This is a genomic window from Chelatococcus caeni (genome assembly GCF_014196925.1).
Classification (GTDB): Bacteria; Pseudomonadota; Alphaproteobacteria; order Rhizobiales; family Beijerinckiaceae; genus Chelatococcus_A; species Chelatococcus_A caeni.
This window is the reverse complement of record NZ_JACIEN010000001.1, coordinates 1,651,535-1,672,884: the sequence shown is the minus strand read 5'-3', so window position 1 is coordinate 1,672,884 and position 21,350 is coordinate 1,651,535. Positions and strand designations below refer to the sequence as shown.

Genomic DNA, 21,350 nt, shown 5'->3' with positions numbered 1-21,350 from the left:
CCGCCGGGCAGTCTCACTCCGTTCAGCCGCGCCGTGCGCCGGCGTGGCCTCACGGAGATGGGCATGAGCGGATTTCGTCTCGACGACGAGCAGCGCCTCGACTGGCTGCAGCTGCTGCGCAGCGAGGGCATCGGACCGCGCACCTTCCGCACGCTCATCGGCCGCTACGGCACCGCGGCTGCCGTTCTCAAGGCGCTGCCGGAGCTCGGCCGCCGCCGCGGCCGCCCCATCCGCATGGCATCGCGCGGCGAAGCCGAGCGGGAGATGGCGCAGGCGTCGCGGTTCGGCGTGCGCTTCGTAGCGCCGTCCGAGCCGGACTATCCGCTGACGCTGAGGGCCATCGACACGGCGCCGCCGCTCATCGGCTTGCGCGGCGATGCTGCCCTGTTCGCGCGGCCGATGGTCTCCATCGTCGGCTCGCGCAACGCCTCCGCGGCCGGCCTCAAGTTCACCCAGCGCCTTGCGCGCGAATTGGGGGAGGCGGGTTTCGTGGTGGTGTCGGGGCTTGCCCGCGGCATCGACACGAGCGCCCACAACGCGAGCCTCGCCACCGGGACGGTCGCCGTCCTCGCCGGTGGGCATGACCGGCTCTATCCGGCCGAGAACGCGCCCTTGCTCGACGAGATCGTCGCGCGCGGCGTCGTCGTGTCGGAAATGCCGATGGGATGGGAGCCGCGCGGGCGGGATTTTCCGCGCCGCAACCGCATCGTCTCGGGCCTGTCGCTCGGCGTCGTCGTGGTCGAGGCCGCGCGGCGCTCCGGCTCGCTCATCACCGCCCGGTTCGCGCTGGAGCAGGGACGGGAGGTGTTCGCCGTCCCCGGCTCGCCGCTCGACCTGCGGGCCGAGGGCACCAACGATCTCATCCGCGAGGGGGCCACGCTGTGCGCGAGCGCCGAGGATGTGGTGCGCGGGCTCGCGCCGCTCGTCGCGAAGGCGCCCGCGGGCGACTTCGGCCTGATGGACGCGACGCGCGAGCGGGCGGATGAGGATCCCTTGTGGGACGAACTCGACCTCGACGCGCTGGATGGCGACCCGCCTCGCCTGGAGGGGGAGGCCCCGCGGGCGACGGCGGAGCGGCCCGAGGCCGGCAGCTACGCGGCGTCGTTCGACGGAGGCGAGACGGCGAGGGACGACATGGGCCGCGTCATCGGGCTCCTGGGCGCCACGCCTGTTTCGGTGGATGACCTCGTGCGTGCATCCGGGCTGCCGATCCGCTCGGTCCAGCTCGTGCTGTTCGAGCTCGAGCTCGCCGGCAAGCTCGTGCGCCACGGCGGCAACGCCGTCTCGCTCGCCTGAAGGCGATGCAGCTCAGTCGACCGTTTCCAGGCGGCTCAGCGCGCCGAGCGCCTCGATCCGGGCCATCTCGAGAAAATAGCCGAGGGTGTCGAGCCGTGCCGCGCGCGACATCATCGCCAGTTCGCCACTGAGCTGCGCCACGTAGCTCAGAAGCTCCTGACGGTCATCCTGGAGTGGCTGTACGACAGCGGCCCGGGACGCCCGCTTGGCGGAGGAAGACGGCTCCGACTGGCGCCGGCTGCTCGGGCGAACCAGGGAAAGGTTGGGCCCGTCGCGTTTGATATCGTTCATCTATGCACGATCTGCAACCAGAGTTAGCATGAAATATTATATGCAACCAATAAATGCATTCTTACCACAGCTGATATATGAAGGCGACCGGCAAAACGCCGTGCTTTCTCGCGCCTTGCGCAATGTCGGAGGCGGCGGCTGCACCCCCTCGGGCGAGGCTCAGGCTTCGCCGTCCCGCTCCGCCATGGCCGCGCGGCGGGCGCTGGCCAGCCGGTCGAGCGCGCCTTGCAGGATATAGCTGGCGGCCATCTTGTCGACGAGGTCCGAGCGGCGTGCGCGGGAGGCGTCGGCCTCGAGGAGCGTGCGGGTGACGGCGGCCGTCGTCAGGCGCTCGTCCCACAGGGCAACGGGCAAGGGAAGATGCGCCGCGAGGTTGCGGACGAAGGCGCGCGTCGCCTGGGCGCGCGGGCCTTCCGATCCGTCCATGTTGAGCGGCAGGCCGATGACGAGGCCGCCCACGCCGTGCTTGGCGGCGAGTTCCACGAGCCGCTTCACGTCCGTGGAGAACTTGGTGCGCTTGATGGTCTCGAGCGGCGAGGCGATGCTGCGGCCGACGTCGGAGAGCGCCAGGCCGATCGTCCGGGTGCCGAGGTCGACGCCGATGAGGCGCTGCCCGCGGGGGAGGGCGTCGAGGTCGGCCAGGGGAACGATCAGGGTGCTCATCGCCGGTCTGGTAGCACGGCACGGCTGCCGGGTCATCAGGCCGGCGAGCGCCGCAGGGCAGCGAGGATGAGGGCGGCCATGGCGAGCACCTGGAAGAACGCACCGGCAGCATGCGAGAATTCCCACTGGCGGCGCAGTGTTTCCCAGTTCTCCGGCACGAATGTCCAGTTCCGCGTCGCCACGTTGGCCGGATAGGTCCAGATCCAGAAGACGGCCTGAGCGCCGATGATGGCCGCGATGGCGGCCAGCACGGGCCACAGGACGCGCGGCTCGTGCCGCGCCATGACGGCGAGGGCCGCCATGGAGAGCAGCTCGACGAGGATCAGGAAGCCCAGAAGGCTCCAGCCCCGGTAGGCCTGCTGCACGACGAAATAGTCCCCGGACGGCAGGCCGATCTTGTTGGGCAGCTCGAGGAGATGCGCCATGGCGGGGCCGAGGGCGAGCGCCGTCGCTAGCATCGCGATGAAGAAGACGACATCATAAGCCATTGGATATCGCATCGGATTCTCCCATCCGGCGCCCGGTGGTCCTTCCACAACAGGGGGCGAATGCGCATGTTCCGCCAGGAGGTGCCGAGGAGGCGCCGCGGGTGCGCCGCAGGATGGGAAAGCAACCGAAGGACAAGGGAGCAGACGATGAAGATCACCTGGTACGGGCACTCGGCTTTCCGCCTCGACTTCGGCGGCAGGGGCGTGCTCATCGATCCCTTCTTCACGGGCAACCCGGCCTTCACCGGCAATATCGACGCGATCATCGCGGGCGTGTCGCACATCCTGCTCACCCACGGGCACGGCGACCATGTGGGTGACACGCTCGACATCGCCAAGCGCACGGGCGCGACGGTGGTCACGAACTACGACCTGTGCATGTGGCTCGTCTCGCAGGGGCTCGAAAAGTTCGATCCGATGAACACCGGCGGCACCACCCACCAGCCGGGATTTTCCGTCACCCTCGTGCGCGCCGACCATTCGGCGGGCATGGGCGAGGCGGGCGTCAACGTCCCGCTCGGCAGCCCCAACGGCATCGTCGTCAAGCCGGAGGGCGGGCCGGTCGTGTATCACATGGGCGACACGGACATCTTCGGCGACATGCAGCTCATCGCCGAGATCCACGAGCCGAAGATCGCCATGGTGCCGATCGGCGACCGCTTCACCATGTCGCCCGCGACCGCCGCGCTCGCCGTGCGCCGCTTCTTCAAGCTCGACGCCGTCATTCCCTGCCACTACGGCTCCTTCCCGATCATCGAACAGACGGCGGACAAGTTCGTCGCGGCGATGCAGGGGCACGCGACGCGCGTCGTCGTGCCGGAGCGCAACGTGGCGGTGGAATTGTAAGGGCTTCGGCTTGGCGCGATGCGGCAGTCGCGCGGCGCGCGGTATTCGGCTATGGTGGCAGCGCGGCTCGCGGTGCACGGCATGGTTGGGTGGCGTCGCCGCGAAGGAGAGGGCGATCGGAAGCGATGCCGGGTGATCGTGCGATGAGCGGTCCTGAGCCAATTCCGGCCGACGCGGTGGTGCGCCTGCCGCGCAGCCTCCTGCAGCCGGTGGCGCCTCAGCGCCGGGCGGAAGCGCCTGTCGCCGATCCCGCGCCTGCCGCGGGCGTCCCGCCTGTCGAGCCCGACCTCCCGCAGGCCGCGCCGGCCGCGGCCGAGGCCCGGAGTGGGAAGGACCGACGGGACGACAACGTCACGCATCTCGAACCACGCCGGCGTCCCCCTTATTTCGGCCGTCGCGACTGGACGAGCCTCGCCATCGGCGCCATCGCGGTCCTCGGCGTCGGCGTCCTGGTGGCGCGGCTCCATGCCTCCGGCTGGTCGGGCTTCGCGGAGATGTTCGCGAGGCCCTGAGCCCGCCGGGCAGCGGGTTGCCGGGGCGAAGGGCAGGGTGCTATAGCCCGGCGCAACGGCGGTGTTCCGCACCGTCCTCCCGCAATCCATTCAGGTCCGGTTCCATGTCCGTCGACGAGAAGACCGTGCGCCGCATCGCGCACCTCGCACGCATCGCCGTCACCGACGCGGAGGTGCCCCACCTGCAGGGCGAGCTCAACGCCATCCTCGATTTCGTCGAGCAGCTCGGCGAGGTCGACGTCGAGGGCGTCGAGCCGATGACCTCGGTGACGCCGATGGTCATGAAGAAGCGGGCGGATGCCGTCACCGACGGCGGCTATCCGGACAAGATCGTGGCCAATGCGCCCATGAGCGAAGACGACTTCTTCATGGTGCCGAAGGTGGTCGAATAGGCCGCAGCCGAATTTTGAGCGGGTGGCCGCCGCGCGGCCGCGACGACGAGAGAGCGACAACGTGACCGATCTCACCGATCTTTCCCTCGCCGAGGCGCGCGAGGGGCTGAAGGCCAGGCGCTTTTCCGCCACCGAGCTGACCCGGGCGCATCTTGCCGCCATGGAAAAGGCCGAGGCGCTCAACGCCTATGTGCTGGCAACGCCGGACAAGGCGCTCGCCATGGCGGCCGAGAGCGACAGGCGCATCGCGGCCGGCGAGGCCGGGCCGCTCGAGGGCATCCCGCTCGGCGTCAAGGACCTCTTCGCCACCGAGGGCGTGCGCACGACGGCCTGCAGCGCCATCCTCGACGACTTCCGCCCGCCCTACGAATCGACCGTGACGCGCCAGCTGTGGTGTGACGGCGCGGTGATGCTCGGCAAGCTGAACAACGACGAGTTCGCCATGGGCTCGTCCAACGAGACCTCGGCCTTCGGCCCGGTGGTGAACCCCTGGCGCCGCAACGGGTCGGACACGAAGCTCGTGCCCGGCGGTTCCTCCGGCGGCTCGGCGGCGGCGGTCGCGGCGCGCCTGTGCCTCGGCGCCACGGCAACCGACACGGGTGGCTCCATCCGCCAGCCGGCGGCCTTCACCGGCACGGTCGGCATCAAGCCGACCTACGGCCGCTGCTCGCGCTGGGGCATCGTCGCCTTCGCCTCGTCGCTCGACCAGGCGGGCCCGATCGCCAGGACCGTGCGCGACAGCGCCATCCTCCTTAGCTCGATGGCCGGGCACGACCCGAAGGACACGACCTCGGCCGACCTGCCGGTGCCCGATTTCGAGGCGGCGGTGACGCGCGGCGTCAAGGGCCTCAGGATCGGCATCCCGAAGGAATATCGCCTCGACGGCATGCCGGCCGAGATCGAGGCGCTGTGGCAGAAGGGCGCCGAGTGGCTGAAGGCGGCCGGCGCCGAGATCGTCGAGGTCTCGCTGCCGCACACCAAATATGCGCTGCCGGCCTATTACATCGTGGCGCCGGCGGAGGCCTCGTCGAACCTCGCCCGCTACGACGGCGTGCGCTACGGACTGCGCGTGCCGGGCAAGGACATCGTCGAGATGTACGAGAAGACCCGCGCCGCCGGCTTCGGCCGCGAGGTCAAGCGCCGCATCATGATCGGCACCTACGTGCTCTCGGCCGGCTATTACGACGCCTATTACCTGCGCGCCCAGAAGGTGCGCACGCTGATCAAGCGCGACTTCGAGCAGGCCTATGCCAGCGGCGTCGACGCCATCCTCGCGCCGGCGACGCCCTCGTCGGCCTTCGGCCTCGGTGAGAAGGCGGATGCTTCGCCCGTCGAGATGTATCTCAACGACGTCTTCACCGTGACGGTGAACATGGCCGGCCTGCCGGGCATCGCCGTGCCGGCGGGGCTCGACGCGCAGGGTCTGCCGCTCGGACTGCAACTCATCGGCCGGCCCTTCGACGAGGAGACGCTCTTCGCCGCCGGGCAGGTGATCGAGGATGCGGCCGGCCGCATGGCCCTGCCGGAGGCCTGGTGGGCGTGAGCACGGCCGGGGACGAGGCGCGGGCTGCGGCGGCGCTTGCCCCGCTCAGGGCCGAGATCGACGCCATCGACGCCGATCTCGTGGCGCTCATCGCCAAGCGCATGGCGGTGGTCGAGCGCGTCATCGCCGTCAAGCGCGCCTCGGGCATCCCGGCGCTGCTCAACGACCGGGTGGAGGAGGTGGCCGCCCACGTGCGCCACAGGGCCGCGGCGCTCGGCGCCCCGCCTGACCTCGCCGAGACGGTGTGGCGGGCGATGATGGACTGGGTCATCGCCTACGAAGACGAAAAGCTCGGACAATGAAGCTGCCCCGGGACGGCGGAAACCGCCCCGGGGCTTCTTCATCTGTTGTCGGGGCGGCTGCGCACGGCCGCGAGGCCAAGCCGCGTGATGCGGTAAGGGCCGCCGCCGGCCGAGGCGATGAGGCCGCGCCGGCGCAGGCGCTTGAACATGTCGAGCGTGCAGGCGCTCATCAGCCAGCCCTCGCGGGTGAGGCATTCGATCTCGAGGAGGCGTCCGCCGTCGTCCTTGTGGTGGCGGATCTGGCCGCCCTGCGCGAGCGTGTGCAGCACGCGCTGCTCGGTGCGTGAGACGTTCACTGGAAAGCTCTGGCGTGATGCCGGCGGCCCCCTCAGCCGTCATGCCCGCGCTTGTCGCGGGCATCCACGCCTCGCCGTTGCGCAAGGCTGAAAGGCGTGGATGGCCGGGACAAGCCCGGCTATGACGGGGGTGTGAAAGACCGTCGGCAGGAAAGCAGGGAACCGGACGCACGTCGGCATCCGGTCGGATGACCGGTCGCCCGCTCTCGTGGAGCGGGCCTCAGCGGGTCTCGGCGTTCCTGCGCATACACTCTCCAGTGACGGCCGGTTCTTAGCCGCGGAGCGGCGTCCGGTCAACGATGCGAGCACGTGGCGCGGCTTCGGCACTTGACGTGGCGGCTGCGGCGGGCCAAGCGAAGGGCGAGAAGTCAGGACGAGGTTTACGACGCGATGAACGCGCACGCGCGACCGGCAGATGCGAAGAAGCTGATCAAGGGCGCCACCGGCGACTGGGAAGTCATCATCGGCATGGAGATCCATGCCCAGGTGTCGTCGCAGTCGAAGCTCTTCTCCGGCGCCTCGACCGAGTTCGGCGGCGAGCCCAACGACCACGTCTCGCTCGTCGATGCGGCGATGCCCGGCATGCTGCCGGTCATCAACGAGGAATGCGTGAAGCAGGCGATCCGCACCGGCCTCGGCCTGAAGGCTGAGATCAACCTCAACTCCGTCTTCGACCGCAAGAACTACTTCTATCCGGACCTGCCGCAGGGCTACCAGATCAGCCAGTACAAGAGCCCCATCGTGGGCGAGGGCGAGGTCGTGGTGGACATGCCCGACGGCGAGCAGATCAGCGTCGGCATCGAGCGCCTGCACCTCGAGCAGGATGCCGGCAAGTCACTGCACGACCAGCATCCGAGCATGAGCTTCGTCGATCTCAACCGCTCGGGTGTGGCGCTGATGGAGATCGTGTCGAAGCCCGACCTGCGCTCGTCCGAGGAGGCCAAGGCCTATGTGACGAAGCTCAGGACCATCCTGCGCTATCTCGGCACCTGCGACGGCGACATGGAGAAGGGCTCCCTCCGGGCCGACGTCAACGTCTCCGTGCGCCGGCCGGGCGAGCCCCTCGGCACGCGCTGCGAGATCAAGAACGTCAACTCCATCCGCTTCATCGGCCAGGCCATCGAATACGAGGCGCGCCGGCAGATCGCCATCCTCGAGGATGGCGGCGCCATCGACCAGGAGACGCGCCTGTTCGACGCCAACAAGGGCGAGACGCGGTCCATGCGCTCCAAGGAGGAGGCGCACGACTACCGCTATTTCCCCGATCCGGACCTGCTGCCGCTCTCCTTCGACCAGCCCTACGTGGACGACCTCGCGCAGCACCTGCCGGAGCTGCCGGACGAGAAGAAGGCCCGCTTCATCAAGGACTACGGCCTGTCGGCCTATGACGCGGGCGTGCTCGTCGCCGAACGCGAGACGGCCGATTTCTTCGAGGCGGTGGCCAGGGGGCGCGACGGCAAGACGGCCGCCAACTGGGTGATCAACGAGCTCTTCGGCCGCCTCAACAAGGAGGGGCTCGATGTTGCGCGCTCGCCGGTCTCGGCCGAGCAGCTCGGCGCCATCGTGGAGCTCATCGGCGAGGGCGTCATCTCCGGCAAGATCGCCAAGGACCTCTTCGAGATCGTCTGGAGCGAGGGTGGCGACCCGCGCAAGATCGTCGAGGAACGCGGCCTGAAGCAGGTGACCGACACCGGCGCCATCGAGGCGGCGATCGACGCCGTGATCGCCGCCAATCCGGACAAGGTGGAGCAGGTCAAGGCCAAGCCCACCATGCTCGGCTGGTTCGTCGGCCAGGTGATGCGCGCAACCGGCGGCAAGGCCAACCCGCAGGCGGTGAACGACATCCTCAAGGCCAAGCTCGGGATTGCGGAGTGATCCTCGTCCGTCCTGCCAGCCGCGGCGACATCGCGGCCGTCAGCGCGCTCCTGGCGCGGACGTGGCACGACACCTACGACGCCATCCTCGGCGCGGACAGCGTCGCGGCCATCACGCGCGAGTGGCATGCGCCGGACAGGCTGGCGGACGAGCTCGGCCGGCCCGGCCACGCCTTCCTCGTCGTGGAGGCGGCCGGGGCGCTCGCCGGCACGGCGAGTGTCACGGACCACGGTGAGGGGATCGTCTCCCTCGACAGGCTCTACGTCGCCCCGGAGGCGCAGGGCCAGGGCATCGGGCGGGCGCTGTTCAGCGCGGCCGTGCGGGCCTTCCCCGAAGCTTCCGTCATTCGGCTGGAGGTTGAGGAGAAGAACGCAAGGGCTTGCCGGTTCTATGAAAAGCGGGGCCTGTCCGTGACAGGCCACCGCGCCGACTGCGGTGGCTGCGGCAACGCCATCGTTTATGAGGGCCGCGGTGTCGCCGCATTGCGTGGCGGCCTCGTGCTGCGGCCGGTGCGCGACGGGGATGCGCAGGACCTTTTCGGGCTGCTCTCCCTGTGCTTCGCCGAATATCCGGGCTGTTTCGTCGATCCGCACGGGGACCTGCCGGATCTCGTCCATCCGGCCCGCAGCTTCGCCGACAAGGGCGGCGCCTACTGGGTGGTCGAGGATCCCGCCGGGCGTGTCGGCGCCTGCGTGGGCGTCGATTTTCCGGCCGCCGGAACCGCCGAGCTGCACCGGCTCTACGTGCGGTCCGATTTGCGCGGCAGCGGCCTCGGCCGCCGGCTCGTGGACCATGTCGAGGCCCATGCGGCCGCTCTCGGCGCTCGGCGGGTGACGCTGTGGTCCGACACGCGCTTCACCAACGCGCACCGGCTCTACGAGCGGCTCGGCTACCGGCGGGCCGGCGAGACCCGCGCGCTGGGCGACATCTCCAACAGCAGCGAATTTTTCTTCGAGAAACCCCTTGTCTGAGGCCGGGGCCGTCCCCTTCTCCCGCGTCGAGCGGAAAGGACGGGCCCCGCTCGCGTCAATGCGGAGACGCAATCGTGTCTGAGATCCTGATTCGCCGGGCTTCCGAAGCCGACCTCGAGGCGATCGTGGGCTTGCACGCCGCCGACGAGCTCGGCGGCCACGGCGACCAGTGGACGGCGGCGACGCAGCCGGCCTATCGCGAGGCGCTGCGCCGCATTGCCGACAGCCCCGACAACGAGCTCTACGTGACCGTGAGCGATGCCGAGGTCATCGGCTCCTTCCAGCTGACCTTCGTGCCGGCGATCACCAACCGGGGCACGCTGCGCTGCGTGCTCGAGGCCGTGCAGGTCAGGGGCGACCAGCGCTCCCGCGGCGTCGGCGCCATGATGGTCGCCTTCGCCGAGGGCCGCGCGCGGGCGCGCGGCGCCGGCATCGTGCAGCTCACCTCCAACAAGCGGCGGCTCGATGCCCACCGCTTCTACGAGAGGCTCGGCTACAAGCGCAGCCACGAGGGCTTCAAGAAGGTGCTGTAAGCGCTCCGCGCCGGCGCTTGGTCAGCGCCTCGCCTGCTTCATGCAGGTGCTGGAGAACTCCCGCCACGTGCGGCTGCCGGTGTTGCCGGCGGTCTTCAGCGCGCGCCACTCGGCGCCGCAGGTCTTCATTCGCTCGCGCGCTGCGAGCTGGCCGGGCGTGGGCGGACGCTTTTCCTTCGTCGCCGTCGCGGTCTCCTTCGCCTCGACGGCGCCGGCGGGCGAGGGGGCGGCAACGATGACGAAGGGCAGGGCGAGGCAAGCGGCGGCAAGGCAGGCACGGGCAAGGCGGGCGAATGTCGCCATGGCAATGAACTCCTGAAAAAGAAAATCGGAAACAATCGGAACGGGACAAGGTTACGGCCAAACGGCCGCATGGCGGATTGCGCACCAGAGCCGCAATTTATGCAAGCCCCCGATGAGCCCGGATCGATAGATTTTCTCCGGCGCGCCATTCACGCCAGCTCGGGTCGCGGCGCCGCTCGCCTGCGCCGGCGCAGCCTTGACACGGGCGCGCGCCGGCGCCGTATCGACTCTGATGTGCGCCAGCGCACTTGGCCTTGCCGCGGCGCCGGCCTAGACGAATAATGGAACGCTCGTTCACGAAAGAGGAGCCTGGGTCTGATGACCATCGCGCAGAGCAAGCCGATTGACCTCTACTACTGGCCGACGCCGAACGGCTGGAAGATCTCGATCATGCTCGAGGAATGCGGGCTGCCGTATGCCGTGCATTCCGTGAACATCGGCAAGGGCGACCAGTTCAAGCCGGAGTTCCTGGCCATCTCGCCGAACAACAAGATGCCCGCCATCGTCGATCACGACGGGCCGGGCGGCGAGCCCATCTCGGTCTTCGAATCCGGCGCCATCCTGCAGTATCTCGGGCGCAAGACCGGCAAGTTCTACCCGACCGACGAGCGCAAGCGCGTCGAGGTGGAGCAGTGGCTGTTCTGGCAGATGGCCGGCCTCGGGCCCATGGCCGGGCAGACGCACCATTTCCGCATCTATGCGCCGGAAAAGATCCCCTACGCCATCGACCGCTACACCAACGAGACCAACCGTCTCTACGGCGTCATGAACAAGCGCCTCGCCGACCGCGAGTTCCTCGCCGGCGATTATTCGATCGCCGACATCGCCTGCGTCGGCTGGGCGAAGCTCTGGGACCGGCAGGGGCAGGACATCGCCGAGTTCCCGCACCTGAAGCGCTGGCTCGACACGGTGCTGGCCCGTCCCGCCGTGCAGAAGGGCCTTGCGATCAATTCCGAGGATCGCGGCAAGGTCGACCTCTCCAAGGACAAGGAAGCGCAGGCCATCCTCTTCGGCCAGCGCGCGCGCTGAGGCGCGACATCCGGTTTTCCTTCCGGACGTATCGTCGGCGCGGCGGGGCCCCGCAGGGCGCTCCGGCCGCGCTGCACGTCGTGGCGCAGCAAGGCCGCTGACGGGGGCGCGGTTCGCCCGTGGGGCGCGCCTGCTTACCCGCCGCGCCGGCGGCATGAGGCCGTACGTCCCCGCCGATTTGCATGGACTGCGACCGCGGCCAAGTCCATTTGCCGCGATTCTGTTGTGTATCTGACGTATATATCGATACTGATATTTCGATATAACGAATTCATATGTATATATGTTGTTTTATCTATCAAAGAGATAAAATCAGGCTGGCATCTATCCGTCTCTTGTGCGTCACCTTGCTTTCCGGCGCGGCCGGACTTGCGTTGCCGCCGGTGGCGCATGCGGAGGTCGACGGCAGCGCCGTCATCTTCTTCCTGCGAGAGGGCTGGCTGTGGCATCGCCTGTTCCGGCGGGCGGAGCCCATTCCCGGCGGAGAACCGCGGAAGAAGACGGAACCACGGACCGGCGGCAGGGGCAAGATAGACCGCAAAGGCACGGCCACCGGCAGGGGCAGGGCCGCCGTGGCCTATTGCGTGCGCCTTTGCGACGGGCGCTTCTTTCCCATGGCGCAGTCCCGCCGCGGCCTCGATGAATGCCGGACCGTCTGGCCCGGCGATGACGCGGCCATCTATTTCTCGTCATCCCTCGACAAGGGCATCGATGCGGCCAGGGCGGCAAGCGGATCGCCTTATGCGAGCCTGCCGAATGCCTATGCCTATCGCCGGAAGAGCCGGCCCGAATGTGCCCCGGCCGTGACACGACGGAGGGATCCGCTGGGGGACATCGCCAATGATGCGACGCTCAAGCGCGGCGATGTGGTCGTCCTGCCGTCGGAACTGGCGGTCTTCCTGGGGCAGAGGGACTTGCCCTATAGCTTGTCGCGGTTCGCGCCGGTCGCGCAGTTTCGGGACCTTCCGAAAAGCCTGCGCTGGACGCTGCAGCAGTTGGAAATCCAGGCCTTGCCCGACGCCCCGCCGCCGCAGCCGGAGGACCTGCCGGTTCAGGAAGCCCGCCACGCTGCCGAGCCGATAAGGGCTGCCACCGCCTGCGGAGCGGGGCAGGATCGCGGCTTCGAGTTGGGCCGGGAGGCGGAAGCGGGCGCCGCTTCCGCCATGCTCGTCTCGGGCGAGCCCGTCAGCGCGCCCGGGTCCAGCGCTGCTCCTTGCAGATGAGGCCGCCCATGACGCAGCCTTCCACCTTGACTTCGGTGGCGCTCACGGGGGTGAGGAAGGCGGTGTAGGTCTTGCCGTCCTCGGCGTTGTAGATCTCGCCCTTCCAGCGGCCGGAGTCCTCGCGCGCCATGCCGAGCAGGACCGGCACCCCGATGAGCGGGCGGTTGCGCTTGCTCGCATCGACGTTGCGCTCGTCGCGCTTCGGCTGGCCGGCTTCGTCATTCGGCTCGCGCAGCCAGACGATGGTGCCGCACAGCTTGGCGCCGCAGCCGGCGATGTTGACACGTGCCTTGCCGCCCTGGGTCAGCCACTGGCCGTTGACCTCCTGCGCCGATGCGGCGGGAGCGGCGAGGCTGAGGCCGATCAGGCCGGCGAGAGACGCAACGGTCGTTCCGAGGCTTCTTGCTGCGTGCTTCATTCTGTCCTCCCTGGGGGAGGAGAGCTTACGGAAAGTCGGCCGCTCCGGCCAAGTGCGCCTTTCGCTCTATTGACGAAGGCAGCGCAACCGTCGGGCGGCTTGTGCACTGCGGCGTCGGCGGCTATAAGCCCCGCACCTCATTCAACCCCCAGCGAGCGAAACGAGCGACCGATGGCCCTCGAGCGTACCTTTTCCATCATCAAGCCCGACGCGACCGAGCGTAACCTGACCGGCGCCATCAACGCCGTCATCGAGAAGGCGGGTCTGCGCATCGTCGCCCAGAAGCGCATCCGCATGACGCGCGAGCAGGCGGAGACCTTCTACGCCGTGCACAAGGAGCGCCCCTTCTTCGGCGAGCTCGTCGACTTCATGGTCTCCGGCCCGGTCGTCGTGCAGGTGCTCGAGGGCGAGGGCGCCATCGCCAAGTACCGCGAGGTGATGGGTGCCACGAACCCGGCCAATGCCGCCGAGGGCACCATCCGCAAGCTCTTCGCCAAGTCCGTCGGCGAGAACTCGGTGCACGGCTCGGATGCGCCGGAGACGGCGGCGGTGGAGATCGCCCAGTTCTTCGCCGGCAACGAGATCGTCGGCTGACACCCCAGCCGCGCGCGATGCCATGACGAAAAGGCGGGCCTCGGCTCGCCTTTTTTCATGGGGCGCGCACTCGACAGGGCCGGGGTGCTCCCGGCATGATCGCAGGCCGTAACGCAGCTTTCGTGGAACGATGACCGTCCAGCCGAAGATCGCCCGCGGGCATTCCGCCTGCCCGCACGACTGCCCCTCCACCTGCGCGCTCGACGTGGAGGTGATCGACGGCAAGACGATCGGCCGCATCCATGGCTCGCGCGACAACAGCTACACGGCCGGCGTCATCTGCGCCAAGGTGGCCCGCTATGCCGAGCGCATCCACCATCCCGACCGGCTGCTTCATCCCCTGAAGCGCACCGGCTCGAAGGGATCAGGCCAGTTCGAGCGCATCTCCTGGGACGAGGCCCTCGACACGGTGGCGGAGCGGTTCCGCGCGGTGGAGGCCGAGCATGGGCCGGAGGCGGTCTGGCCCTATTACTATGCCGGCACCATGGGCCTCGTGATGCGCGACGGCATCAACCGCCTGCGCCACGTCAGGAAATATTCCGGCCAGTTCTCGACCATCTGCACCACCTCCGCCTGGACGGGCTACATCGCCGGCACGGGGCTGCTCGCCGGCGCCGATCCGCGCGAGATGGCGCAGTCCGACTGCGTCGTCATCTGGGGCACCAATGCGGTGCACACCCAGGTCAACGTGATGACCCACGCCCTGCGCGCCCGCAAGGAACGCGGGGCGAAGATCGTCGCCATCGACATCTACATGAATGCGACGATGAAGCAGGCCGACTTGGCGCTGCTGGTCAAGCCGGGCACGGACGGGGCGCTCGCCTGCGCGGTCATGCACGTGCTCTTCCGCGACGGCCATGCGGACCGGGATTATCTCGCGCAATATACCGACTGCCCGGAGGAGCTCGAGGCGCATCTCAGGACGCGCACGCCCGAATGGGCCTCGGCCATCACGGGCCTTGCGGTCGAGGAGATCGAGGCCTTCGCCAGGCTCCTCGGCGAGCGGCCGCGGGCCTACTTCCGCCTCGGCTACGGTTTCGCGCGGCAGCGCAACGGCTCGGTCAACATGCATGCGGCGCTCTCGGTGCCCGCGGTGCTGGGCGCCTGGCAGCACGAGGGGGGCGGCGCCTTCCACAGCAACAGCGGCGTCTATGGCTGGCGCAAGGCCATGATCGAGGGGCTCGATGCCCTCGATCGCTCGGTGCGCCAGCTCGACCAGTCGCAGATCGGGCGCGTGCTGACGGGCGATGCGGAAGCGCTGCGCGGCGGCGGGCCGGTGAAGGCGCTCATCATCCAGAACACCAACCCCGTGTCGGTGGCGCCGGAGCAGGAGCTGGTGAAGCGCGGCTTCGCCCGCGAGGACCTGTTCGTCTGCGTGCACGAGCAGTTCATGACCGAGACGGCGCTGATGGCCGACATCGTGCTGCCGGCGACCATGTTCCTCGAGCACGACGACCTCTATCAGGCGGGCGGCCAGCAGCACATCCTGCTCGGCCCGAAGCTGGTCGAGCCGCCGGGCGAGTGCCGCTCCAACCACGAGGTCATCGCCGCGCTCGCCGAGCGGCTCGGCGCCGAGCACCCGGGCTTTGCGATGAGCCCGCGCGAATTGATCGACTGGACGCTGGAGAACTCGAAGCGCGGCCGGCTCGCCGAGCTCGAGGAGAACCGGTGGATCGACATCCAGCCGCCGTTCCGGCGCGCGCATTTCCTCGACGGCTTCAACTGGCCGGACGGCAAGTTCCGCTTCAAGCCGGACTGGACGAAGGTGCCGGCGCCGCGCAGCGGTCTCTTCGGTCCGCACGAGCACCTGCCGGCGCTGCCGGACCACTGGACGGCGATCGAGACAGCGGACGAGCGCCATCCCTTCCGCCTCGCGACGAGCCCGGCGCGCAACTTCCTCAATTCCTCCTTCACCGAGACGCCGACCTCGGCGCAGAAGGAGGGCGGCCGGCCGGAGCTGTTCATCCATCCCGAGGACGCGGCGGCCCGCGGCATCGCGGATGGCATCCTCGTCGCCATCGGCAACGAGCGCGGCACGGTGCGGCTCCATGCGCGCCTCTATGACGGGGTGCGGCGCGGGGTGCTCATCGCGGAATCGATCTGGCCCAACGCCAGCTTCGTCGACGGCAGGGGCATCAACACGCTGACCGGGGCCGACCAGGTGGCGCCCTACGGCGGCGCGGCCTTCCACGACAACCGCGTGTGGCTCAAGCCGGCGGAGGAGGTTTTGGTCTAGAACTCTCGGGTGCAGGTTGAAGCGGGCGGTGTGGGTGTTCCCTCCCTCCACGACATGGTGGAGAGGGGGCGGGGCAGGGGCCATGCAGCAGGCCGCCGGCGGACGTGCCGGCGTCGCGGCAATTCCCCAGGAACCCGGCAAGCACCACGCCACAGGCGGGGAGAGGAAGGAGGCTTGACCGCTTCCATCTGCGAAAGAGGCCCTGGTCTTCAATGAAGGAGGCGATCGTGCGCTTTGCGACTGTTTCGGGTGCATTCGTGTTGGTGGCCGTGATGGCCGCAGCCCTGCCGGCGCTTGCTTCCGGAACGACGGCTCCCTTGCCGCCGCCCGACCCGACGGCCGCCAATCTGTCGCCGGCGCAGATCCGCGAACGGGCCTATGACGCCTGCCTCGTCACCCAGGCGAAGATCATGGCCACGCCGCGCGAGACGCTGCGCGAACCCTGCCGCTGCTATGCCCGCCGCACCATCGCGGCGATGACGCAGGACGAGATCACCGCCTTCCGCCAGACCGGCTATTTCAACGACAGCGCGCGCGGAAAGGCGCTCGAAGCGCTCGACGCCTGCAACCTGAGACGGCCGATCTGACCTGGCCGGCGAAGCGCTCCGGCTCGCCGGTTCTGCAAACGGCCGTCCTAGGTCTGTTCAGGGATCTGTTCAGGGATCTGTTCAGGCCCCGATATGCCGGGCGTGGACAGCGACGATCAACCTCTCCACCGTCATGCCCGCGCCTGTCGCGGGCATCCACGCCCTGACGTTATGCGACGCTGAAGGCGTGGATGGCCGGGGGGAGAGCGCTCCGTCCCGTCATGCCCGCGCCTGTCGCGGGCATCCACGCCCTGACGTTGTGCAACGCTGAAGGCGTGGATGGCCGGGACAAGCCCGGCCACGACCGGGGGGAGAGCGCTCCATCCCCTCATGCCCGCGCCTGTCGCGGGCATCCACGCCCTGACCGTTGTGCAACGCTGAAGGCGTGGATGGCCGGGACGAGCCCGGCCATGACCGGGGGGAGAGCGCTCCGTCCCCTCATGCCCGCGCCTGTCGCGGGCATCCACGCCCTGACCGCTGTGCGACGCTGAAGGCGTGGATGGCCGGGACGAGCCCGGCCATGACCGGGGGGAGAGCGCTCCGTCCCCTCATGCCCGCGCCTGTCGCGGGCATCCACGTTCTGACCGTTGTGCGACGTTGAAGGCGTGGCTGGCCGGGACGAGCCCGGCCATAACCGGGGGGAGAGCGCTCCGTCCCGTCATGCCCGCGCCTGTCGCGGGCATCCACGCCCTGACGTTGTGCGACGCTGAAGGCGTGGATGGCCGGGACAAGCCCGGCCACGACCGGGGGATAGCGCTCCGTCCCGTCATGCCCGCGCCCGTCGCGGGCATCCACGTCCTGACCGTTGTGCAACGCTGAAGGCGTGGATGGCCGGGACAAGCCCGGCCACGACCGGGGGAGGACGCTCCGTCCCCTCATGCCCGCGCCTGTCGCGGGCATCCACGCCCTGACCGTTGTGCGACGCTGAAGGCGTGGATGGCCGGGACGAGCCCGGCCACGACCGGGGGGAGAGCGCTCCGTCCCGTCATGCCCGCGCTTGTCGCGGGCATCCACGCCCTGACGTTGTGCAACGCTGAAGGCGTGGATGGCCGGGACAAGCCCGGCCATGACGAGGGAGGACGCTCCGTCCCGTCATGCCCGCGCCTGTCGCGGGCATCCACGCCCTGACCGTTGTGCGACGTTGAAGGCGTGGCTGGCAATAGCAACGCGCTTGCGCGTCGCGTCTCTTCAGGTGGCGGAAGTCGGACAAGTCCGACTTGCGTGGACAAGCCCGCCCATGACGAGGGGAGAGGGACTATTGCTCCCGCTCCAGCTCTGGCAAGCCGGGTGCTCCGGGCCCATCCATGACGAGGGGGAAGGTCGGCACTCTCGCCGTGCCTGGAGTTCACCCCGCGATCGGCGGGCTGACGAGCGCCTCGTGGGCGGAGAGTTCCGCTGCCGGCGGGCCGGCGATGCGGCCGTCGGCGTCGAGCGCGACGGCGCCGGAGGCGACGAGGGCGAGGGCGGCCGGGTAGACGCGGTGCTCCTGCGTCAGGACGCGCGCGGCGAGGCTCGTGGGCGTGTCGCCCGGCACCACCGGCACGGCGGCCTGCATGACGGCGGGGCCGGCGTCGAGCTCCGGCACCACGAAATGCACGGTGCAGCCGTGCAGGCGCACGCCCTCGGCGAGCGCGCGGGCGTGGGTGTCAAGGCCGCGGAAGGCGGGCAGGAGGGAGGGGTGGATGTTGAGCATCCGCCCGGTCCAGCGTTCGACGAACCAGGGCGTCAGCACGCGCATGAAGCCGGCGAGGCAGACGATGTCTATGCCGGCCGCCCGCAGGGTCTCGTCCAGCACGCGCTCGAAGGCCTCGCGGTCCTTGCCGTGCGGCTTGTGGTCGACGACCGCCGTCGGAATGTCCGCCTCGGCGGCCACGGCGAGCCCGGCCGCGTCGGGCCGGTTGGACAGGACGAGCGCGATCGTCGCCGGAAAAGCCGGATCGGCGGCTGCCGCGATCAGCGCCGTCATGTTGGAGCCGCGGCCGGAGATGAGCACGGCCACGCGCTTCTTTGTCGGGGCGGCGGTCACAGGGCGAGATGTCCCGTCGCCGTCACCCGCTCGGCGCCCTCGGCGGCCGTGACGACCTCGCCGAGCCGGCAGACCGTCTCGCCGGCATCGGCGAGATGGCCGGCCACCGCCTCCGCCTCTTCCGCCGCGGCGATGACGATCATGCCGATGCCGCAGTTGAAGGTGCGCAGCATCTCCGCCTCGGCGATGCCGCCCGCGCAGGCCAGCCAGCCGAACACCGGCGGAGCCGCGATGGCGGAGAGGTCGAGCCTGACGCCGAGCCCCTTGGGCAGGACGCGCGGGATGTTGTCCGGAAAGCCGCCGCCGGTGATGTGGGCGAGGCCCTTGACGGCGGCGCCGGCCTTCAGCGCCGCGAGGACGGAGCGCACGTAGATGCGCGTCGGCGCCAGCAGCGCCCGGCCGAGCGGCGTCCCGGGCGCGAAGGGGGCATCGTCCTCCCAGCCGAGGCCGGTGGTCTCGACCACCTTGCGCACCAGCGAGAAGCCGTTCGAGTGAACGCCCGAGGAGGCGAGGCCGAGCACGACGTCGCCGACGCCGATATCGGGCCGGGGCAGGAGCGTGCCGCGCTCGGCGGCGCCGACGGCGAAGCCGGCAAGATCGTAGTCGCCCTGCGCATAGAGGCCGGGCATCTCGGCCGTCTCGCCGCCGATCAGCGCGCAGCCGGCGATGCGGCAGCCCTCGGCGATGCCCTTGACGATGGCGACGCCCGCCTCCGGTTCGAGCTTGCCGGTGGCGTAATAGTCGAGGAAGAAGAGCGGCTCGGCGCCCTGCACCACGAGGTCGTTGACGCACATGGCGACGAGGTCGATGCCGACGGTGTCGTGGATGCCGGTGTCGATGGCGATCTTCACCTTGGTGCCGACGCCGTCATTGGCGGCGACGAGGATGGGGTCGGAAAAGCCCGCCGCCTTGAGATCGAAGAGGCCGCCGAAGCCGCCGATCTCGGTGTCGGCGCCGGGGCGCTTCGTTGCGCGCACCAGCGGCTTGATCGCCTCGACCATAGCGTTGCCGGCATCGATGTCGACGCCGGACTGGGCATAGGTGAGACCGTTCTTCGGGGGCTTCTGCATCGTGACCAGGCTCCGGGGCGCGCGCCGCACGCTCTTTAAGTCCGGGCAGTACGATGCCGGGCGCCGCTGTGCAAGACCCGACACGGGCCCTTGGTGCTTCCGGGGCTCGCACAGTGCGGTCGCGCTGCCTAGATTGGGGACATCCTCGTCACGACCTGCCACCATGACCCTGCCCAATCTCATCACGATCGCCCGCCTCATCCTCGTGCCCGTCGTCATCGCCATGATCGGTTCGGGACAGTGGCTCGCGGCCTTCGTGCTCTTCGCCGTCGCCGGCATTTCCGACGCGGTCGACGGCTTCCTCGCGCGGCGCTTCGGCCTGCAGAGCGAACTCGGCGCCTATCTCGACCCGCTCGCCGACAAGGCGCTGCTCATCTCGATCTACGTGAGCCTCGCCGTCGTCGGCGTCCTGCCGGGGTGGGTTGCGATCCTCGTCGTCTTCCGCGACATCATGATCCTGATGGCGATCGTCCTCTCGTGGCTCATGGCGCGGCCGCTCGCCATCCGGCCGCTGTGGGTCAGCAAGATGACGACCGTCGCGCAGATCGGCTTTGCCGGCCTCGTGCTCGGCGCAAGGGCCTTCGGGCTCGATCTCGCCGTTGTCCACGATCTTGCGCTCGCGGCCGTGGCGCTCTTGACGCTGCTGTCGGCGGGCGCCTATCTCGCTCTGTGGCTGCGGCATATGGCCACGTAACCGCGCCCGGTACGGGGCCGCAAGGAACAGGCGCTGCCGGCGGCAGCTCGGGATATCGCATGATCGCGCAGCGGCAGGTCGTCTTCTGGTTGGTGGCGCTCGTCCTCGTCGTGACGGGGCTCTACGTGCTGCGCGACATGCTGCTGCCCTTCGTGGCGGGCCTGGCGCTGGCCTATCTGCTCGATCCGCTGGCGGACCGGCTGGAGCGGCTCGGCCTCAGCCGGCTCTTCGCGACGCTCCTCATCCTCGGGCTCTTCATCCTCCTCTTCATCGTCGCGCTGGTCCTGCTCGTCCCCATCGTCGCCAACCAGCTCGCCGCCTTCATCGGCAAGCTGCCGGAGACGGTCTCGCGCCTGCAGCAGCTGGCGGCCGAGCAGGGCGGCACGCTGCTGGAGCGGCTCGGCGGCCCGGCCGTGCTGCAGGATGTGCAGCAGTCCCTCGGCAACGTGGTGTCCGAGGGCGCGCGCTGGCTCGGCGCCTTCCTGCAGTCGCTGTGGTCGGGCGGGCAGGCCATCGTCAACGTCTTCGCCCTGCTCGTCGTGACGCCGGTCGTCGCCTTCTACCTGCTCGTCGACTGGGACCGGATGATCGCGACCCTCGACAGCTGGCTGCCGCGCCGGCACGCGCCCACCATCCGCCAGCTCGCCCGCGAGATGGACGGGGCGATCGCCGGCTTCATCCGCGGCCAGGCGCTGGTGTGCATCATCCTCGGCACGTTCTATGCCGTCGGGCTCTCGCTGATCGGCCTCAACTTCGGGGCCCTCATCGGGCTCGGGGCCGGGCTCATCAGCTTCATCCCCTATGTCGGCTCGCTGACCGGCCTCGTGCTCTCCGTCGGCGTCGCCATCGTGCAGTTCTGGCCCGACTACATCATGATCGGCGCGACCCTCGCCATCTTCTTCGCCGGCCAGTTCTTCGAGGGCAACATCCTGTCGCCCAAGCTCGTCGGCCATGCGGTGGGGCTGCACCCGGTCTGGCTGATGTTCGCGCTCTTCGCCTTCGGCTCGCTGTTCGGCTTCGTCGGTCTCCTCCTTGCCGTGCCGATCGCGGCGGCGCTCGGCGTCCTCGCGCGCTTTGCCGTGCGGCAGTATCTGGCGAGCTCGCTCTATGACGAAGGCCTGCCGCCGCCGCCCCGGCCGGAGACGGACGCGTGAGCCGGCCC

24 protein-coding genes are annotated in these 21,350 nt (G+C 69.3%); 16 read left to right on the top strand and 8 right to left on the bottom strand.

Annotated elements, in window-relative coordinates; all coding sequences use genetic code 11:
• Nucleotides 1–57: 57 nt before the first annotated feature.
• Nucleotides 58–1,296 (top strand): DNA-processing protein DprA, encoded by a 1,239-nt coding sequence (gene dprA, locus GGR16_RS07910; protein ID WP_183316187.1) that lies wholly within the window; start codon nt 58–60, stop codon nt 1,294–1,296.
• A gap of 12 nt (nt 1,297–1,308) precedes the next feature.
• Here the strand turns inward: dprA and GGR16_RS07905 are convergent, their stop codons facing one another.
• The 3 genes from GGR16_RS07905 to GGR16_RS07895 form a co-directional block, all read right to left on the bottom strand.
• Entirely contained in the window at nt 1,309–1,587 is a 279-nt protein-coding gene (locus GGR16_RS07905; protein ID WP_183316186.1) for a hypothetical protein, read from the bottom strand.
• Nucleotides 1,588–1,746: 159 nt separating this feature from the next.
• Entirely contained in the window at nt 1,747–2,250 is a 504-nt protein-coding gene (gene ruvX / locus GGR16_RS07900; RefSeq protein WP_183316185.1) for a Holliday junction resolvase RuvX, read from the bottom strand.
• A gap of 35 nt (nt 2,251–2,285) precedes the next feature.
• Nucleotides 2,286–2,738, bottom strand: coding sequence for a hypothetical protein (locus GGR16_RS07895; protein WP_019403550.1), 453 nt, complete (start codon nt 2,736–2,738; stop codon nt 2,286–2,288).
• Nucleotides 2,739–2,885: 147 nt separating this feature from the next.
• Here GGR16_RS07895 and GGR16_RS07890 point away from each other — a divergent pair, with 147 nt between their 5' ends.
• The 5 genes from GGR16_RS07890 (at nt 2,886) to GGR16_RS07870 (ending at nt 6,333) form a co-directional block, all read left to right on the top strand.
• Nucleotides 2,886–3,584: a metal-dependent hydrolase gene (locus GGR16_RS07890; protein ID WP_183316184.1), complete on the top strand. Its 699-nt coding sequence runs from the start codon at nt 2,886–2,888 to the stop codon at nt 3,582–3,584.
• A gap of 143 nt (nt 3,585–3,727) precedes the next feature.
• Nucleotides 3,728–4,096, top strand: a complete 369-nt coding sequence (locus tag GGR16_RS07885; protein ID WP_026015371.1) for a hypothetical protein — start codon at nt 3,728–3,730, stop codon at nt 4,094–4,096.
• 104 nt (nt 4,097–4,200) lie between these two features.
• Nucleotides 4,201–4,488 (top strand): Asp-tRNA(Asn)/Glu-tRNA(Gln) amidotransferase subunit GatC, encoded by a 288-nt coding sequence (gene gatC / locus GGR16_RS07880; RefSeq protein ID WP_019403553.1) that lies wholly within the window; start codon nt 4,201–4,203, stop codon nt 4,486–4,488.
• 61 nt (nt 4,489–4,549) lie between these two features.
• Nucleotides 4,550–6,031, top strand: a complete 1,482-nt coding sequence (gatA, locus tag GGR16_RS07875; protein ID WP_183316183.1) for an Asp-tRNA(Asn)/Glu-tRNA(Gln) amidotransferase subunit GatA — start codon at nt 4,550–4,552, stop codon at nt 6,029–6,031.
• Entirely contained in the window at nt 6,022–6,333 is a 312-nt protein-coding gene (locus GGR16_RS07870) for a chorismate mutase (RefSeq protein WP_183316182.1), read from the top strand. The genes gatA and GGR16_RS07870 overlap by 10 nt, the downstream gene beginning before the upstream one ends.
• Before the next feature lie 38 nt (nt 6,334–6,371).
• Here the strand turns inward: GGR16_RS07870 and GGR16_RS07865 are convergent, their stop codons facing one another.
• Nucleotides 6,372–6,629, bottom strand: coding sequence for a YjhX family toxin (locus tag GGR16_RS07865; protein ID WP_183316181.1), 258 nt, complete (start codon nt 6,627–6,629; stop codon nt 6,372–6,374).
• A gap of 390 nt (nt 6,630–7,019) precedes the next feature.
• Between GGR16_RS07865 and gatB the strand changes: the two genes are divergently transcribed.
• From gatB to GGR16_RS07850, 3 genes are all read left to right on the top strand, one after another.
• On the top strand, nt 7,020–8,504 hold the full coding sequence (gatB, locus tag GGR16_RS07860) for an Asp-tRNA(Asn)/Glu-tRNA(Gln) amidotransferase subunit GatB (RefSeq protein WP_183316180.1): 1,485 nt from the start codon (nt 7,020–7,022) through the stop codon (nt 8,502–8,504).
• Nucleotides 8,501–9,475, top strand: a complete 975-nt coding sequence (locus GGR16_RS07855) for a GNAT family N-acetyltransferase (RefSeq protein ID WP_183316179.1) — start codon at nt 8,501–8,503, stop codon at nt 9,473–9,475. Before gatB ends, GGR16_RS07855 begins: the two co-directional genes overlap by 4 nt.
• Before the next feature lie 74 nt (nt 9,476–9,549).
• Nucleotides 9,550–10,008 (top strand): GNAT family N-acetyltransferase, encoded by a 459-nt coding sequence (locus tag GGR16_RS07850; RefSeq protein ID WP_183316178.1) that lies wholly within the window; start codon nt 9,550–9,552, stop codon nt 10,006–10,008.
• Nucleotides 10,009–10,029: 21 nt separating this feature from the next.
• On the opposite strand, the gene GGR16_RS07845 is transcribed toward GGR16_RS07850, so the two are convergent.
• Entirely contained in the window at nt 10,030–10,311 is a 282-nt protein-coding gene (locus tag GGR16_RS07845; RefSeq protein ID WP_183316177.1) for a hypothetical protein, read from the bottom strand.
• A gap of 318 nt (nt 10,312–10,629) precedes the next feature.
• On the opposite strand from GGR16_RS07845, the gene GGR16_RS07840 reads away from it, so the two are divergent.
• Nucleotides 10,630–11,340 carry a glutathione S-transferase N-terminal domain-containing protein gene (locus GGR16_RS07840; RefSeq protein ID WP_019401440.1) on the top strand — a complete coding sequence of 237 codons (711 nt, stop codon included), beginning with the start codon at nt 10,630–10,632 and terminating at the stop codon, nt 11,338–11,340.
• A 275-nt stretch (nt 11,341–11,615) separates the two neighbouring features.
• Nucleotides 11,616–12,563 (top strand): DUF2865 domain-containing protein, encoded by a 948-nt coding sequence (locus GGR16_RS07835; protein ID WP_183316176.1) that lies wholly within the window; start codon nt 11,616–11,618, stop codon nt 12,561–12,563.
• Here GGR16_RS07835 and GGR16_RS07830 read toward each other — a convergent pair.
• On the bottom strand, nt 12,526–12,981 hold the full coding sequence (locus GGR16_RS07830; RefSeq protein ID WP_019401438.1) for a DUF2147 domain-containing protein: 456 nt from the start codon (nt 12,979–12,981) through the stop codon (nt 12,526–12,528). The two genes, GGR16_RS07835 and GGR16_RS07830, sit on opposite strands and share 38 nt — an antisense overlap.
• A gap of 171 nt (nt 12,982–13,152) precedes the next feature.
• Between GGR16_RS07830 and ndk the strand changes: the two genes are divergently transcribed.
• The 3 genes from ndk (at nt 13,153) to GGR16_RS07815 (ending at nt 16,398) form a co-directional block, all read left to right on the top strand.
• Complete coding sequence (gene ndk / locus GGR16_RS07825) at nt 13,153–13,575, top strand: nucleoside-diphosphate kinase (RefSeq protein WP_019401437.1); 423 nt, start codon at nt 13,153–13,155, stop codon at nt 13,573–13,575.
• 130 nt (nt 13,576–13,705) lie between these two features.
• The gene (locus GGR16_RS07820) at nt 13,706–15,811 is read left to right on the top strand and encodes a molybdopterin-containing oxidoreductase family protein (RefSeq protein ID WP_183316175.1); all 2,106 of its coding nucleotides are present in this window, start codon (nt 13,706–13,708) and stop codon (nt 15,809–15,811) included.
• Between the two features lie 212 nt (nt 15,812–16,023).
• The gene (locus GGR16_RS07815; protein WP_019401436.1) at nt 16,024–16,398 is read left to right on the top strand and encodes a hypothetical protein; all 375 of its coding nucleotides are present in this window, start codon (nt 16,024–16,026) and stop codon (nt 16,396–16,398) included.
• Between the two features lie 1,345 nt (nt 16,399–17,743).
• On the opposite strand, the gene purN is transcribed toward GGR16_RS07815, so the two are convergent.
• Both purN and purM read right to left on the bottom strand, forming a co-directional pair.
• Nucleotides 17,744–18,424 carry a phosphoribosylglycinamide formyltransferase gene (gene purN, locus GGR16_RS07810; RefSeq protein ID WP_019401856.1) on the bottom strand — a complete coding sequence of 227 codons (681 nt, stop codon included), beginning with the start codon at nt 18,422–18,424 and terminating at the stop codon, nt 17,744–17,746.
• On the bottom strand, nt 18,421–19,494 hold the full coding sequence (gene purM, locus GGR16_RS07805) for a phosphoribosylformylglycinamidine cyclo-ligase (protein ID WP_183316174.1): 1,074 nt from the start codon (nt 19,492–19,494) through the stop codon (nt 18,421–18,423). The genes purN and purM overlap by 4 nt, the downstream gene beginning before the upstream one ends.
• 163 nt (nt 19,495–19,657) lie before the next feature.
• Here purM and GGR16_RS07800 point away from each other — a divergent pair, with 163 nt between their 5' ends.
• Nucleotides 19,658–20,188 (top strand): CDP-alcohol phosphatidyltransferase family protein, encoded by a 531-nt coding sequence (locus GGR16_RS07800; protein WP_019401858.1) that lies wholly within the window; start codon nt 19,658–19,660, stop codon nt 20,186–20,188.
• Between the two features lie 59 nt (nt 20,189–20,247).
• Complete coding sequence (locus GGR16_RS07795) at nt 20,248–21,342, top strand: AI-2E family transporter (protein WP_053193974.1); 1,095 nt, start codon at nt 20,248–20,250, stop codon at nt 21,340–21,342.
• Nucleotides 21,343–21,350 lie beyond the last annotated feature (8 nt).

Excerpts from the sequence above, each read along its gene's own strand:
- gatB (WP_183316180.1), top strand. The coding sequence starts at position 7,020 with ATGAACGCGCACGCGCGACCGGCAGATGCGAAGAAGCTGATCAAGGGC.
- ndk (WP_019401437.1), top strand. The coding sequence starts at position 13,153 with ATGGCCCTCGAGCGTACCTTTTCCATCATCAAGCCCGACGCGACCGAG.
- GGR16_RS07845 (WP_183316177.1), bottom strand. The coding sequence starts at position 10,311 with ATGGCGACATTCGCCCGCCTTGCCCGTGCCTGCCTTGCCGCCGCTTGC.
- ruvX (WP_183316185.1), bottom strand. The coding sequence starts at position 2,250 with ATGAGCACCCTGATCGTTCCCCTGGCCGACCTCGACGCCCTCCCCCGC.
- gatC (WP_019403553.1), top strand. The coding sequence starts at position 4,201 with ATGTCCGTCGACGAGAAGACCGTGCGCCGCATCGCGCACCTCGCACGC.
- GGR16_RS07795 (WP_053193974.1), top strand. The coding sequence starts at position 20,248 with ATGATCGCGCAGCGGCAGGTCGTCTTCTGGTTGGTGGCGCTCGTCCTC.
- GGR16_RS07885 (WP_026015371.1), top strand. The coding sequence starts at position 3,728 with ATGAGCGGTCCTGAGCCAATTCCGGCCGACGCGGTGGTGCGCCTGCCG.
- GGR16_RS07820 (WP_183316175.1), top strand. The coding sequence starts at position 13,706 with ATGACCGTCCAGCCGAAGATCGCCCGCGGGCATTCCGCCTGCCCGCAC.
- GGR16_RS07840 (WP_019401440.1), top strand. The coding sequence starts at position 10,630 with ATGACCATCGCGCAGAGCAAGCCGATTGACCTCTACTACTGGCCGACG.
- GGR16_RS07890 (WP_183316184.1), top strand. The coding sequence starts at position 2,886 with ATGAAGATCACCTGGTACGGGCACTCGGCTTTCCGCCTCGACTTCGGC.
- GGR16_RS07830 (WP_019401438.1), bottom strand. The coding sequence starts at position 12,981 with ATGAAGCACGCAGCAAGAAGCCTCGGAACGACCGTTGCGTCTCTCGCC.
- GGR16_RS07835 (WP_183316176.1), top strand. The coding sequence starts at position 11,616 with ATGTATATATGTTGTTTTATCTATCAAAGAGATAAAATCAGGCTGGCA.
- dprA (WP_183316187.1), top strand. The coding sequence starts at position 58 with ATGGGCATGAGCGGATTTCGTCTCGACGACGAGCAGCGCCTCGACTGG.
- GGR16_RS07905 (WP_183316186.1), bottom strand. The coding sequence starts at position 1,587 with ATGAACGATATCAAACGCGACGGGCCCAACCTTTCCCTGGTTCGCCCG.
- GGR16_RS07895 (WP_019403550.1), bottom strand. The coding sequence starts at position 2,738 with ATGGCTTATGATGTCGTCTTCTTCATCGCGATGCTAGCGACGGCGCTC.
- GGR16_RS07800 (WP_019401858.1), top strand. The coding sequence starts at position 19,658 with ATGACCCTGCCCAATCTCATCACGATCGCCCGCCTCATCCTCGTGCCC.
- purM (WP_183316174.1), bottom strand. The coding sequence starts at position 19,494 with ATGCAGAAGCCCCCGAAGAACGGTCTCACCTATGCCCAGTCCGGCGTC.
- GGR16_RS07815 (WP_019401436.1), top strand. The coding sequence starts at position 16,024 with ATGAAGGAGGCGATCGTGCGCTTTGCGACTGTTTCGGGTGCATTCGTG.